This is a genomic window from Rhodococcus sp. NPDC003348 (assembly GCF_053589375.1).
The window spans coordinates 17709-30952 of the sequence record NZ_JBSFRT010000047.1 but is presented as its reverse complement, the minus strand read 5'-3'; the positions used below and the strand labels follow the sequence as shown (position 1 = coordinate 30952).

At 69.2% G+C, this 13244-nt stretch carries 14 protein-coding genes and 1 pseudogene; 6 read left to right on the top strand and 9 right to left on the bottom strand.

All coding sequences use genetic code 11. The annotated features are described in order from the left end of the window. Positions 1-117: 117 nt before the first annotated feature. Entirely contained in the window at positions 118-867 is a 750-nt protein-coding gene (locus ACWDU4_RS24080) for a dioxygenase family protein (RefSeq protein ID WP_450116458.1), read from the top strand. A 77-nt stretch (positions 868-944) separates the two neighbouring features. On the opposite strand, the gene ACWDU4_RS24075 is transcribed toward ACWDU4_RS24080, so the two are convergent. After that, positions 945-2702 (bottom strand): proline--tRNA ligase, encoded by a 1758-nt coding sequence (locus ACWDU4_RS24075; RefSeq protein ID WP_450116457.1) that lies wholly within the window; start codon positions 2700-2702, stop codon positions 945-947. Between the two features lie 84 nt (positions 2703-2786). Here ACWDU4_RS24075 and yaaA point away from each other — a divergent pair, with 84 nt between their 5' ends. Then, positions 2787-3527, top strand: a complete 741-nt coding sequence (gene yaaA, locus ACWDU4_RS24070; RefSeq protein ID WP_450116456.1) for a peroxide stress protein YaaA — start codon at positions 2787-2789, stop codon at positions 3525-3527. On the opposite strand, the gene ACWDU4_RS24065 is transcribed toward yaaA, so the two are convergent. Further along, positions 3520-4053 carry a HutD family protein gene (locus ACWDU4_RS24065; protein ID WP_450116455.1) on the bottom strand — a complete coding sequence of 178 codons (534 nt, stop codon included), beginning with the start codon at positions 4051-4053 and terminating at the stop codon, positions 3520-3522. The genes yaaA and ACWDU4_RS24065 overlap by 8 nt on opposite strands. A gap of 72 nt (positions 4054-4125) precedes the next feature. Continuing rightward, a complete protein-coding gene (locus tag ACWDU4_RS24060; RefSeq protein ID WP_450116454.1) occupies positions 4126-5043 on the bottom strand; it encodes a class I SAM-dependent methyltransferase in 918 nt (305 codons plus the stop codon). Between the two features lie 47 nt (positions 5044-5090). On the opposite strand from ACWDU4_RS24060, the gene ACWDU4_RS24055 reads away from it, so the two are divergent. Next, complete coding sequence (locus ACWDU4_RS24055) at positions 5091-5681, top strand: helix-turn-helix domain-containing protein (RefSeq protein ID WP_450116453.1); 591 nt, start codon at positions 5091-5093, stop codon at positions 5679-5681. 79 nt (positions 5682-5760) lie between these two features. Here ACWDU4_RS24055 and ACWDU4_RS24050 read toward each other — a convergent pair whose 3' ends face one another. From ACWDU4_RS24050 to ACWDU4_RS24030, 5 genes and pseudogenes are all read right to left on the bottom strand, one after another. Beyond that, a complete protein-coding gene (locus ACWDU4_RS24050) occupies positions 5761-6651 on the bottom strand; it encodes an SDR family NAD(P)-dependent oxidoreductase (protein WP_450116452.1) in 891 nt (296 codons plus the stop codon). Beyond that, entirely contained in the window at positions 6648-7541 is an 894-nt protein-coding gene (locus tag ACWDU4_RS24045; RefSeq protein ID WP_450116451.1) for an SDR family NAD(P)-dependent oxidoreductase, read from the bottom strand. Before ACWDU4_RS24045 ends, ACWDU4_RS24050 begins: the two co-directional genes overlap by 4 nt. A 47-nt stretch (positions 7542-7588) precedes the next feature. Next, on the bottom strand, positions 7589-8542 hold the full coding sequence (locus ACWDU4_RS24040) for an alpha/beta hydrolase (RefSeq protein ID WP_450116470.1): 954 nt from the start codon (positions 8540-8542) through the stop codon (positions 7589-7591). 132 nt (positions 8543-8674) lie between these two features. Then, a pseudogene (locus tag ACWDU4_RS24035) lies at positions 8675-8941 on the bottom strand (Dabb family protein); the annotation flags it as partial. Positions 8942-9251: 310 nt separating this feature from the next. Then, positions 9252-9566, bottom strand: coding sequence for a hypothetical protein (locus ACWDU4_RS24030; RefSeq protein WP_450116450.1), 315 nt, complete (start codon positions 9564-9566; stop codon positions 9252-9254). Between the two features lie 330 nt (positions 9567-9896). Between ACWDU4_RS24030 and ACWDU4_RS24025 the strand changes: the two genes are divergently transcribed. Next, positions 9897-10379: a nuclear transport factor 2 family protein gene (locus tag ACWDU4_RS24025; RefSeq protein WP_450116449.1), complete on the top strand. Its 483-nt coding sequence runs from the start codon at positions 9897-9899 to the stop codon at positions 10377-10379. 1 nt (position 10380) lies between these two features. On the opposite strand, the gene ACWDU4_RS24020 is transcribed toward ACWDU4_RS24025, so the two are convergent. Next, the gene (locus tag ACWDU4_RS24020) at positions 10381-11229 is read right to left on the bottom strand and encodes an SDR family oxidoreductase (RefSeq protein ID WP_450116448.1); all 849 of its coding nucleotides are present in this window, start codon (positions 11227-11229) and stop codon (positions 10381-10383) included. 88 nt (positions 11230-11317) lie between these two features. Between ACWDU4_RS24020 and ACWDU4_RS24015 the strand changes: the two genes are divergently transcribed. Both ACWDU4_RS24015 and ACWDU4_RS24010 read left to right on the top strand, forming a co-directional pair. Further along, positions 11318-11962, top strand: a complete 645-nt coding sequence (locus tag ACWDU4_RS24015) for a TetR/AcrR family transcriptional regulator (RefSeq protein ID WP_450116447.1) — start codon at positions 11318-11320, stop codon at positions 11960-11962. A 32-nt stretch (positions 11963-11994) separates the two neighbouring features. Beyond that, positions 11995-13203 carry an NADH:flavin oxidoreductase gene (locus ACWDU4_RS24010; protein WP_450116446.1) on the top strand — a complete coding sequence of 403 codons (1209 nt, stop codon included), beginning with the start codon at positions 11995-11997 and terminating at the stop codon, positions 13201-13203. Positions 13204-13244: the final 41 nt, after the last annotated feature.

Below are 13244 nucleotides of genomic sequence, written 5' to 3'. Positions count from 1 at the left end.
CGGGACCGGATCGCCGGCGGCTAGCGTCCGTGGCGATTCGCCGGAGATGTCGCCCACGGGCGGCCACCGGTCCGCCCGCGCCGGTCCACACGACCGGTCCCGCCGTCAGGAGAGTTCGTGTCCCCACTCGATCGCCGTTCCGCGCTCAAGTTTCTCGCCGTCGCCGGCACCACCGCCGCGAGCAGCAATCTGCTGGACCTGTTCGGGTCCGGCTCGTCCGACCTCACCTCCGGGTCGGACGACACCACCACGACCACCCCGGACGACGGCTCCGGGTGCGGCGCGGCCGACGACACGACCGCGGGCCCCTACCCGGACAAGGTGGGCATGATGGCCGACGAGAAGTACTACCGGCGCGACATCACCGAGGGCCTGTACCCGGCGGCCGTGCCACTGGCGATGACCGTGATCGTCACCGACGCGTCCACCGAGTGCGCCCCGCTCGAGGGGTACACGGTCGAGATCTGGCACTGTGACCCGTCCGGCCACTACTCCGAATACGCCGGTCAGCCAGGCGGATACAACGGCACCGGCACCACCTACCTGCGCGGCTTCCAGATCACCGACGCGCAGGGCGCGGTCACCTTCGACACCGTCTACCCGGGCTGGTACTCGGGCCGCACCACGCACATCCACTTCAAGGTGCACAAGGACGGCAACACCGTGAAGAAGACCACCCAGGCCGCCTTCGACGAGACCACCAACGGACTGGTCAACCACAGCACCGGATACCCGGGCACCAACCCGACCACCAATGCCACCGACCAGGTCTTCGTGAAGGAGGGCGACGGCGTCGCCGACAACCTCGCCACCGTGACCGGAGATCTGGCGAGCGGCTTCACCGCGAGCTGGCGGATCGGCGTCTGACGCCGATCGCACCCCCGGAAGTGACGACGGGGCCCCGACGCCTGCGCGTCGGGGCCCCGGTCCCTGCTCGGGTGCTACTAGCCCCGGACGATGGCCAGGACCTCGTCGAGCGCGGTGTCGGCGGGCACCTCCCGTGCCTCGCCGGTGAAGCGGTCCCGCAGTTCGACGTTGCCGTCGGCGTAGCCGCGGCCGACGACCACGATCAGCGGGACGCCGAGCAGCTCCGAGTCCTTGAACTTCACGCCGGGCGAGGCCTTGCGGTCGTCGAGGATCACCGACAGGCCGGCCTTGTCGAGCTGCGCGGCGAGCGCCTCGGCGCCCTCGCGGGCGGCGTCGTCCTTGTTGGCGATCACCAGGTGCACGTTCGCCGGGGACACCTCGGCGGGCCACCGCAGGCCCTTGTCGTCGTGCTGCTGCTCGGCGATCACGGCGACGAGGCGGGAGACGCCGATGCCGTACGAGCCCATCGTCGGGCGAACGGGCTTGCCGTTCTCGCCGAGGACGTTCACCTCGAACGCGTCGGTGTACTTGCGGCCGAGCTGGAAGACGTGCCCGACCTCGATGCCGCGGGCGGAGACCAGCTTGCCCGCGCCGTCCGGGGACGGGTCGCCGTCGCGGACCTCGGCGGCCTCGATGGTGCCGTCAGGGGTGAAATCGCGGCCGGCGACCAGTCCGACGACGTGCTTGCCCTGCTCGTCGGCCCCGGTGATCCAGGACGTGCCGTCGGCGACGCGCGGGTCGACGAGGTAGCGAACACCGTTGTCCAGCAGCGCCTTCGGACCGATGTAACCCTTCACAAGGAACGGGTTCGCGGCGAAGTCGGCCTCCGTGAGGAGCTCGACCTCGGCAGGCTCGAGGGATGCCTCGAGCCGCTTGTCGTCCACCTCGCGGTCACCCGGGAGGCCGATGCCGAGCAGTTCCCACTCCCCGCCCGGGCGCCGCGTCTTGACGACGATGTTCTTCAGGGTGTCGGCGGCGGCAACCGGACGACCTTCGGCGACCGTGACGCCGGCCGAGTTCGCCCAGTGCACGAGCGTGGCGATGGTCGGGGCGTCGGGGGTGTCGTGGACGACCGCGGCCGGCAGCCCGTCGAACGGGATCGGCGCGGGCGCCGGCGTGGTCACGGCCTCGACGTTCGCCGCGTATCCGGACTCGAGGCAGCGGACAAACGTGTCCTCGCCGACCTCGGACTCGGCCAGGAACTCCTCGGACGCGCTGCCACCCATGGCGCCGGACGTCGCGGAGACGATGACGTACTTGACAGCCAGCCGCTGCAGGATGCGCTCGTACGCGTCGCGGTGCGCGCGGTAGGACGTGGCCAGGCCCTCGTCGGTCAGGTCGAAGGAGTACGAGTCCTTCATGATGAACTCGCGGCCGCGCAGGATGCCGGCCCGCGGCCGCTCCTCGTCGCGGTACTTGGTCTGCACCTGGTAGAGCGTGACCGGGAAGTCCTTGTAGGAGTTGTATTCGCCCTTGACGGTGAGCGCGAACATCTCCTCGTGGGTGGGACCGAGGAGGTAGTCGTTACCCTTGCGGTCCTGCAACCGGAACAGACCCTGGCCGTACTCGGTCCACCGGTTCGACGTCTCGTAGGGGTCGCGCGGCAGCAGCGCCGGCAGCGAGATCTCCTGGGCGCCAATGGCATCCATCTCCTCACGGACAACGCGCTCGACCTCGCGCAGCACCCGCAGGCCCAGCGGCAGCCACGAGTAGACGCCCGGCGCGATGCGGCGGACGTAGCCGGCACGAACGAGCAGCTTGTGGCTCGGAACCTCGGCGTCGGCCGGGTCGTCGCGGAGCGTACGCAGGAACAGCTGAGACAGGCGGGTGATCACGGGATACCAGGATAGTCGGCACACCGGCGTACCAGGACAGTCGGCCCTCCGGCCCGGGTCCGCGGCCCGGTACCGTTACCGCCCGTGCTGGTACTGCTGCCCCCATCCGAGACCAAGTCCGACGGCGGCAAGGGCGCCCCGCTCGATCTCGGGGAACTCTCGCTTCCGAAGCTGACCGCGACCCGCGAGATGCTCGTCGACACGCTCGTCGAGTTGTCCGCGGACGTCGAGGCGTCCAGCCGGGCGCTGGGCCTCAGCGCCGGCCAGGCCGACGAGGTCGCCCGCAACGCCGCCTTGTGGACGTCCCCCACCCGTCCCGCACTCGAGCGCTACACCGGGGTGCTGTTCGACGCGCTCGACGCGAAGTCGTTCACCCGCGCACAGAAGGCGAAGGCACTGTCCCGGCTGGCGATCGGGTCGGCGCTGTTCGGTGTGGTGCGGGCCGGCGACGCGATCCCCGCGTACCGCCTGTCCGGCGGATCGAAGCTGCCCGGGATGGGTACGTTGCAGTCACTGTGGAAGCCGGAGCTGACCCCGGCGCTCGAAGCGGAGGACGAGGGACTGGTGGTGGACCTCCGCTCCGGCACCTACCAGCAGCTCGGCCCGCTCTCCGGGGCGGTGACCGCGACCGTCCTCACCGAGAAGCCGGACGGCAGCAGGTCGGTCGTAAGCCACTTCAACAAGCATCACAAGGGCTTGCTGGCGCGCGCCCTCGTCGTCTCCCGGGCGGAGCCCTCCGATGTGAAGGGTGTCGCCCGGGTCGCCGCCAAGGCGGGCCTGACGGTCGAGATCGCCTCCCCGACGGAGCTGATCATCCTCACCTAGTCCGGATCGAGACCACCGCGCACTCGCCGGCCCAGTCGGGCGTCGTGTCGTCGCCGGGCGACACGATCACCGCGTCCTCGGTGTCGAGATCGACGTAGATCCGCACCGCATCGACGTCCACCGGTGCGGTCACGTCGGCGATCCGCAGTGACATCTCGACGCGGCCCCGCCGGCCCATCACGTTCAGTGCCCGGGTGCGGTCGGCCGCTCGGCAACTCGGGGCCCACTCGCCCGGAAACGCGAAGACCTGCCTGGGCGGCGCCACCCGGTGCACTTCGCCCGTCGACTGCACCTCCCCGGACGTCTCGTACGGCGGTCCACTCATCTCCATCGTCACCGATCCGGTCGGCATCAGCAGCCGGTCGTAGCCCTCGATGACCGAGAACGTGGACCTCGTCGGCTCGTCCGCGATGCTCACCCGCCACAGATCGGTTTCCGCGACGACCTGCGTGGTGCCCTGACCGTTGCGCCAGCGCACCACCTCACGGTCGACGGCGCGGGTGTGTCGGGGACGGGCGGATGTCATGGGGCGCTTACTCCTTCGTCGCGTGCCGGTCCGGTCGTCGGGTCCGGCGACCTCCGAACAACCGTACGGCCGTCACCGATCGGCGGGCCGGCGGGCCGCCCACGCGGTGCGGCTGCCACCGACGACGAGGTCGCCGCGCCTCGTGACGGCGTCGGGACCGTCACCGAGCAGCCGGTCGAGGGCCGCGAGATCGTCGGCGTCGATCCGGTCGGCGAGGAAGTCACGCGCCCGCCCCAGGAAGGTCTGCACGTAGCGGCCCGTGTTCTCGGTCGCGGGGTGCCGCACGGGGAAGGTGCGCTGGTCGGCGACCTCGAAACCGGCCCGAACGAGGTGCTCGCGCCAGTTCGGATGGGTGTTCCAGCCCGCACCGAGGAGGGCCTCGTGACAGCGGGCCTCCAGTCCGGGCCTGCCGAACCCGATCTCGTCGGGCAGGAACCGGGGGAACCCGTCCATCTCGACGACCGCAAGCACGCCGCCGGGATTCAGTGCGCCGTGGACGTCGCCGAGCAGACGGTCCGGGTCGGCGACCTCATGCAGCGCCAGCGCCGCCCACGCGACGTCGACCGAGTCGACGGCCGGCCACTCGACGTCGAGATCGGCCCGTACGAGCCGCACCCGTCCGTCCAGATCCTGCGCCTGCGCTGCCGCGCGCACGCGGTCGAGCATCACGTCAGAGCGGTCGATCGCGATCAGGTCGGCGTCCGGGAACCGCCGCGCCAGGGCCAGCGTGCCGGTGCCTGTGCCCGCTCCGATGTCGGCAACGGTGCGAACCTCGGTCGGTGCATGTCCGGCCACCCACCCGGTGAGCTCGTCGAGGAGCGGGCCGTGCACCTCGGCGTCGAGGTCGAGCATGTCCGCGAGCCCGGTCTCGTCGTGGCCGTGGCCATGCCCGTGACCGTGGCCGTGGCCGTGGCCGTGGCCGTGACCGTGGCCGTGGCCGTGACCGTGACCGTGACCGTCGGGATGATGGGTGTGTGCGTGCTGAGCCATGACGCCACGCTAACCCCTTCATGCGCTTGGGGCATACAATCTTGCCTATGACGCAAGAAGTGGTCCTGGAGGACGTGGTCCGCCGTCGCATCCGCAGCCTGCGGCTGGCCCGCGGCTGGTCACTGGACGCCCTCGCCGCCCGCTGCCACATGAGCCCGTCCACGCTGAGCCGCATCGAGACCGGACACCGCCGGATCGCTCTCGACCAGCTGGTGCCCATCGCGCGCGCACTCGACACCACCCTGGACGAACTGGTCGAGTCGCCCGACGACGCCGATGTCGTGATCCGGCCCGAACCGCAGCAGCGTCGCGGTGTCACGACGTGGCTGTTGTCCCGCGAGGGCAGCCTGCCTGGGGTGACCGTCGCCAAGTTGCGCATCACCGACGAGACCCCGGTGCCCGCCGACAAGCTCGGCATCCATCCGGGCCTCGAGTGGTTCACCGTGTTGTCCGGAACCGTGCGGCTCCAGCTCGGCGAACGCACGATCCGCGTCGAGGCGGGCCAGGCGGCCCAGTTCTCCACGATGACGCCGCACGGCATCACCGCCTACGACGCTCCCGCGGAGGTGCTGTCGATCCTCGACCGCGACGGCCAGCGTGCCCACCTGGACCCGCCGGACGATCAGACACAGAACTGACGCGCCGCACCTCCACGGAGTTCCGAGCCGGCCACGATCTCGGGCCCACGCCGCCCGCCGTCTCGGCGAACACGCACCCTCACCGCGACCGGTCGACCGTCACCCCCATACGGGTGAGCATGGCGTGCGGATCATCGGGCGGGTTCAGCTCCAAGAGTTGCCGGCCACGGCGGTGGGCGGCGGCGATGCACAGCTCGTCGTCCGAGTGGATCCAGAACTCCCCCCGGGCGATCTGCTCGATCATGTGCTCCGCGGCGACGAGCGGATCGAGCCCCCTCTCGACGTTGTCGCGCTGCATGGCGGCGAACACCGCGTTCGCGGTGGCGTTGGCCGTCGGCGCCTCACGTTGCGCCGACAGGAAGATCTCGCTGCGAATCGAATGCGGGATGACCGCACTGACCTGGATGGGTGCGCCGACGACCGACAGGTCCTGGTGCAGGCACTCGGTCATCGCCAGCACGGCGTGCTTGCTGACGATGTACGGCGACTGGACGGCAACCGAGTTCAGCCCGCCCACCGACGACAGGTTCGCGATGCACGACGGCGTCCCCGTCGCGATCATCCGCGGCACGAAGGACCTCAGGCAGTAGAAGATGCCGTCGACGTTGATCTGCATCAGCCGGCGCCACCGCTCCCGGTCGATCTCCCACAGCAGGCCGGCGGTCTCCACGCCCGCGTTGTTCACGAGCAGTTCGACGCTGCCGTGGCGATCGAACACGTCCGCCGCCATCGCCTCGACGGACTCCGGGTCGGCGACATCGACAGTGTGCGACTCGGCGCGGCCGCCGCCCGCCACGATGTCATCGGCCACCGTCCGTGCCCGCTCGGTGTCGACGTCCGCGACCACCACCGTCATCCCCAGTGACGCGAGATGCCGTGCGATGCCCTCACCGATCCCGGCGGCCGCCCCCGTCACCACCGCGACCCCGTGAGAGAAGCGTTCCCGCGCCCCACCCACCTGCACCGTCACGCCCCCAATCCGTCCGCGACGATGTTCGGGTTCGCCCACGCAGGCGGCTCGAGGCGCGGAAGTTCACGCCCGCCGTCCAGACTGGTCACCGCGATGCCCTGCGACCACGGAAAGTGCAGGCTGAACGCGACCAGTCCGGTGCGCTCCGCCGCGGGCAGGGTGCACATCTCCAGCACGGTCTGCGCGAGGTACTCCACTGGTTCGGCCTCGTAGCCGTCCGGCAGCAACGACGCCGCACCGGGCGTCATGATCGCCGTCGACGGCCCGACCACGTTGACGGCGATGTTGTCGTCCTGTACCTCCGCCGCCAGTCCCTGCGTGAACCGGTGCAGCGCCGCCTTGGCGGACGCGTAGATCACGTCGCCGGACGTCTTGTTGTACTGGCGGAACGGTCGGATCGGCGGGAGTCCGGTGGAGGAGCCGATGTTCACGATCCAGCCGGCTCCCGCCTTGCGCATACGGGGAATCACCGCCTGCGACAACAGGAACGGAACCTTCAGGTAGTGCCCGACAGTGCGGTCGAAGGTGTCCTCCCCCATCGACTCGATCGATGAGTAGTCGGCGAAACCGGCATTGTTGACGAGGATGTCGACGCCTCCGACGGCGTCGACCGCGGCATCGACCAGTCCGGCACGCTGCACCGGATCCTCCAGGTCCGCCGCGATCGCCACGGCCCGGCCTCCGGCGCGCTCGATCAGCTCCACGGTCTCGGCGAGGGTGCCCTCGAGCACGTGCTCGCGACCCTCCCGAACCGACCGCGACGGCGTCGTCGAGCGCGCGGTGACCACCACCGTGGCGCCCTCCGCTGCAAGGCGCTGCGCGATCGCCCGCCCGATCCCCCGGCTGCTTCCCGTCACCAGTGCGGTGCGGCCCGTCAATCGTTGTGTCATGTGTTCCCTGTCGTGTCTGCGCGTGTTGGGGTTCGCACCCCGAATCGTCAGTGTCGTGTCGTGGTGTGCGCGTGCGATTCCTCGACGTTCGACGCACCGAAGCCGGGGTCGAGGATCCGGCGGATCAGCTGCCACAGCTCCTGCCTCGCCGGCCCGGTCAGCGACAGCTGCGGGAAGGTGAGAAATCCGTGGAACAGGCCGTCGAAGCGGTGCGCGATCACCGGAACGCCGTCCGCGGCGAGCCGCTCGGCGTACGCCTCGCCCTCCGTGCACGGCGGGTCCAGCTCCGCGGTGGCCACCAACGCCGGTGGCAGCCCCGTCAGTGTCGTAGCACGGCTCGGGACGACGAGTTCGCTGTCCCGGCTGTGCGGCGCGTACTGCTCCCAGTACCAGCGCATCGCCTTCGTGGTGTTGTAGTAGCCGACGCCGTACCGCTGGTAGGACTCCGTCTCGAAGTCGTCCCCGATCACCGGGTACAGCAGGATCTGCGCCGCGATCGACGGGCCGCCGCGCTCCCGCGCCGCCACCGACACCGCCGCCGAAAGATTGCCTCCCGCACTGTCACCCGCGACCGCGACGCGCGCCGGGTCGCCCCCGTAGGACGCGGCGTTCGCCACGGTCCAGCACACCGCCGCGTACACGTCCTCCATCGCCGCCGGCGCCGGATGCTCCGGCGCCAGCCGGTAGTCCACCGACACGACGACGGCGTCGACGGCCTCGGCCATCGACCGGCAGAACTCGTCGTGGCTGTCGAGATCGCAGAACACGAAGCCGCCGCCGTGGGCGAACACGATCACAGGGCGCGGGGATGCGGTGTCGCCGTGCGGGACGTACACCCGCAGCGCCAGATCGCCACCCGGTCCGTCGATCACCACATCCTGCGCGACCCGCATGTCCGGGGTCCGGGTCAGCGGCGCGCGCCGCGAGACGATGACCTGCCGAAGCTCGGCGGCGGGGTACTGCGTCACGTCGGGGAACCCGGCCTCCAGGCCGGCGAGCATCGCCTCGACGTCGGGGTGCAGATCGGATCGGCGCACGCCGTCCTCCTTCTTGTCGAGCGGATTCCGATTCAGCGGAATCTCGTTGGAAAGAGCGCAAAAGCTGTGGCAGACACGGTTCTTCACGATGTACTCAGCGGCTTCCGGGTCGAACCACTTGTCGACGTACCCCCAGTGCACCGGGTGGGCCATGTACTCACCGAGGAGTCCGTCGACATCGGTGAAGGACTGCTCCCAGACGTGGGTCCACTCGCTCGCGCCGATCGCGGAGGTGACGCGACTGAGCTGCCACGACAGCATCGACGTGACATGCCGCGGCATCCTGAGCATCTCCTGTTCGAACCTCTCCACGAGGTCGCGTGCGGCGGAGTCGTCCACCCGCAGGAGCAGTGTCCGGTACACCGTGGGTTCCACTGCGCCGGTGCGTGACCCGCTCCACGACTCCCGCCCGCTGCCGGCGACGTAGTCTGCGCCGTCGACGTGCCGGACGTCCGGTCCGCCGATCGCCGACTCCACGGCCGACCGACAGCGCTCCCACTCCGCCTGTGTCGCGAATCGGAGATGGACGAGGACGTCGCCGCCGTTGCGGACGCCATCGAGCGTCGGCCGCACCAGCGCGTACCGGCGGGGCGTCGCCTCCACGGCGGTACGGATCCGGTCGACGACGGCGGCCACGTCACTCGGTTCGGTCAGGTGAACGAGACGGGTCACGCTAAACACGGCACATTCCCTCCACACTCTCTGCTTCGGCCGCCATCGAGCGTGAACGCTGTGCCACCATCGGCTCGACGCGATTCCAGAAGTCGACGAAGCCGGCGTCGAATCGGCGGGCGATCGCGGTCTGCCACCACTGCTCGTGGCCGGAGACCGTCCAGGTCGCGGTCACCGTGTTCCCGTCGTCCTCGAACCACACCGGAGGGCTCACCAGCACCCGGTCGAGCGTCATCCCGATGCGCGTGGCCTGCGGCACGTAGTCCGACATGTACGCGTCGACGAAAGCTCGCCCGCGCCCGGGTTCGGTCGTCACGCGATCGACTATGTAGATCCTCTGGTCGGCCATTCGCTCACGCTAGGACCGCAAAGGCGCCGACGGATCACCGTCTCCCGTTGTGCGGGAGATCACGTCGGATCCGTACAGCTCGCCGACCTCGCACCGGTGAGTTGTCTGCAACTGCATCGCCTCGTGGGCGGCGAGAGTCAGCCTCGCGCGGTCGGGGGCGCTGTTCTCCCGCGCCTTCTCGGCATTACCGTCGGCAAACCACACAGGACCGTGCGGCACAGAGCAGCAACAGTTTTCGTCAGCCACTGAGCCGAAGCACCTGTTGCGCTCGACCACACGATGACCGACAGTTTCACCATGACGATCGAAAATTCACTCAGCCCCGCTGAACAGTTCCTGGCCATCGAGGAGATCAAGCGAACCTTCGCGGCGCGGCTGCGGTGCATGGACAACAAGGAGTGGCACATCTATCCGACACTGCACACGGACGACGTCGTCAGCCTGACATTCGGCGACCACAGCGTGGTCGGACCGGACGCCGTGACGGCATCCATCAAGCGGGTCCTGGACGGCCGGCACCCGATCACCTCGGTGCACCACGGTCACACCCCCGAGATCGAACTGACCTCCGACACGACCGCCCGTGGAATCTGGGCGATGGAGGACCACCTGTGGTGGACGAACGGCGACCAGGAGGAGCACCTCCACGGCTACGGCCACTACCACGAGGAGTACCGCAAGGAGGACGGGCGTTGGCTCATCAGCCGACGCGCACTGACCCGCCTCCGGGTCGACACGACCCCACGGTTCTACGAGTGCAGGGAACCCGCGCCTCGCTGAGTCACCGTCCGAATCCCCGGAATCGGCGGAGATAAGAGACAATCCGCCGAACCGGGACGGACCGCGGCCAGTCGTCTGGCCGGAAGTACGCGTCGGAGCCACCGTCGACGAAGACGACACTCCCACAGAGGAAATCGGCGGCGTCGGACAACATGAACACCACCCAGTCGCCGAGTTGGCCGGCGTCGCCGAATCCTCCGACGGGGACCGGGAACGAGCGGATGGCCTTCGCCTCCGACGGAGTGGAGAGCTGCTTCTCGAGCAGCGGCGTCATGATCGCACCGGGGGCGAGTGCGTTCAGGCGGATGCCGGCGCCCGCCCACTCCGATCGCACCGCTGTGCGGCGCACCCACCTGCTGACCGCGATCTTCGATCCCGCGTAGGCGATTGCGGGAGCGGCCTTTCCGAACACGCGGACCGACCGCACTGCCCGGTGCGCGTCGCCATCGAGGAACGCCTTGATCGTGCGCCGAGGGACGGCCGGAGTTGTCGTGGTCGAGTTGCTGGAGAAGACGACCACCTTGGCGTTTCCCGCCGCGGCGAGCGCATCCCGCCACCCCTCCAGCAGGTCGACGACACCGAAGTAGTTGACCTCGGCGATCAGCCTGGGGCGGTCTCGTCCCGGCGCCGGTCCGAGTCCCGCGGCCAGGACGGCGCCGTCCAGTCGGTCGCCCGCGGCCGCCAGCACGTCCCGCACAGCCTGTCGCCTGCCCTGGGCGGTCGACAGGTCCGCCACGACATCGGCCTCCCTGATGTCGACACCGATGACCGTGTGCCCGGCTCCCCGGAGCCTCTCCGCGACCGCACGACCCATACCCGAGGCCGATCCGGTCACCGCATACACGCCCACGCCCTTCACCTTTCGCTCATCGAACCGACACCGCCGTGTCCGGCAGTCGATATTTGACACATTACGCCAATAATGGTGTTCTCGGACCGTGAGTCGCGAAGAATCCTCACCCTCAGAGCCGTCCACTCGACCCGCGAGCGGACGGGGACGCGGACGGCCCACCGTCCTCGAACCCGAAGCAGTCGCGGAGGTCGCCTTCACACTGTGGTCGCGTCAGGGTTACGCCGCGACCAGCTGGAGCGATCTCGCCGCGGCGACCGGCATCAGCACCCGCACCCTCATCCGGCACTTCTCCGTGAAGTCCGCCATCGCGTGGATCGGTGTAGCCTCGGCCACCGACCGGTTGCGCGAATCCCTGTCCGCCATACCGGAGTCCACTCCGGTTGGTGAAGCGGTTCGAACCGCTGTGGTGGATTCGGTCTCACGCCGGCCGCGAGTCCAACGAGTCAGCCCCGACTGGCTCCGTCTGATCTCGAGCGAGCCGGAGCTGGCCGGGATGGCGACCGAGGCATATCGGCCGTGGATCACCGTGTTGGCCGACTACCTCACCCGGCGGATCCCCGACGCACCACCGGCGATCGCCCGCGCGTTGGCCACCGCCTATCAGGCCGCGGCGTTTGCCGCACTGACCGAATGGGCCGAAGCCGGCGCACATGGGGATTCCGCCGACGCCGTCGACGCGATGCTGCGCTGGATGGACATCGCGACCCACGTATCACCCGAAAACGACTGACTCCTCTCACAGCCCGAGAAAACGGAGATCGCATGACAACACCACCCACCACCCCGGCCGAGACCTCCGTACCCGACCCACTCGCTCCCGCGCGCCTCGGACCGATCACGCTGCGCAACCGCGTCATCAAGTCCGCGACGTTCGAGGGCGCGACACCGAATGCCCTCGTCAGTGACCGCCTCGTGGACTTCCACGTTGCGGTCGGCGCGGGAGGCGTCGGCATGACGACGGTCGCATACCTCGCCGTCGCCCCCGAAGGGCGCACCGAACGCGATCAGATCTATTGGCGCCCGGAGGCCCTGGACGGACTTCGGCTCCTCACCGATTCCGTCCACGCGACCGGCGCGAAGGTGTCCGCACAGATCGGGCACGCCGGCCCCGTCGCCAACTCCCGATCGAACGGACTGCCCTCGCTCGCGCCGTCCGCCCGGCCGAACCCGCTGTCGATGAGCATCGACCGCAAGGCCGGCGACGAGGACATCCAGCGGATCATCGACGCCCACGGACAGGCCACCCGCTACGCGCGCGAGGTTGGATTCGACGCCGTCGAGGTCCACCTCGGTCACAACTACCTCGCCAGCTCGTTCCTGAGCCCGAAGGTCAACCACCGCAAGGACCGCTGGGGCGGATCCCTCGCCAACCGGGCCGAGTTCGCGCGCCGCATCCTCGCCGCCGTCGCCGAAGCAGCGGACGGGGAGATCACGGTCCTCGCGAAGATGAACATGGCCGACGGCGTGCCCGGCGGATTCTGGCTCGACGAATCCCTGCCGTTCGCAAAGATGCTCGAATCGGACGGGCACCTGGACGCGCTGGAGCTGACCGGCGGTTCATCCCTGCTGAATCCTATGTACCTGTTCCGCGGCGACGTGCCGCTGCAGGAGATGGCGGAGACGCAGGTCCCGATCGTGCAGTTCGGGATGAAGGTGTTCGGCAAGGCAGTGTTCAAGCACTACCCGTACGAGCCGCTGTACTTCCTGGAGTACGCGCGGCAGTTCCGTGACGAATTGTCGCTCCCACTCGTACTCCTCGGCGGTGTCACCGACCTCGACGCCATGGAGGTCGCCATGCGTGAGGGGTTCGAGTTCGTCGCCATGGCGCGAGCCCTGCTGCGTGAGCCCGACCTCATCGCGCGTATCCAACGTGACCGCGAGACGCGTTCACTGTGCATTCACTGCAACAAGTGCGCGGCGAGCATCTTCACGGGCACGCGCTGCCCACTCGTCGTCGGCACCGCGGACTGACACGACGAAAGCGGAAGCGGCCATGGAAATCCATGGCCGCT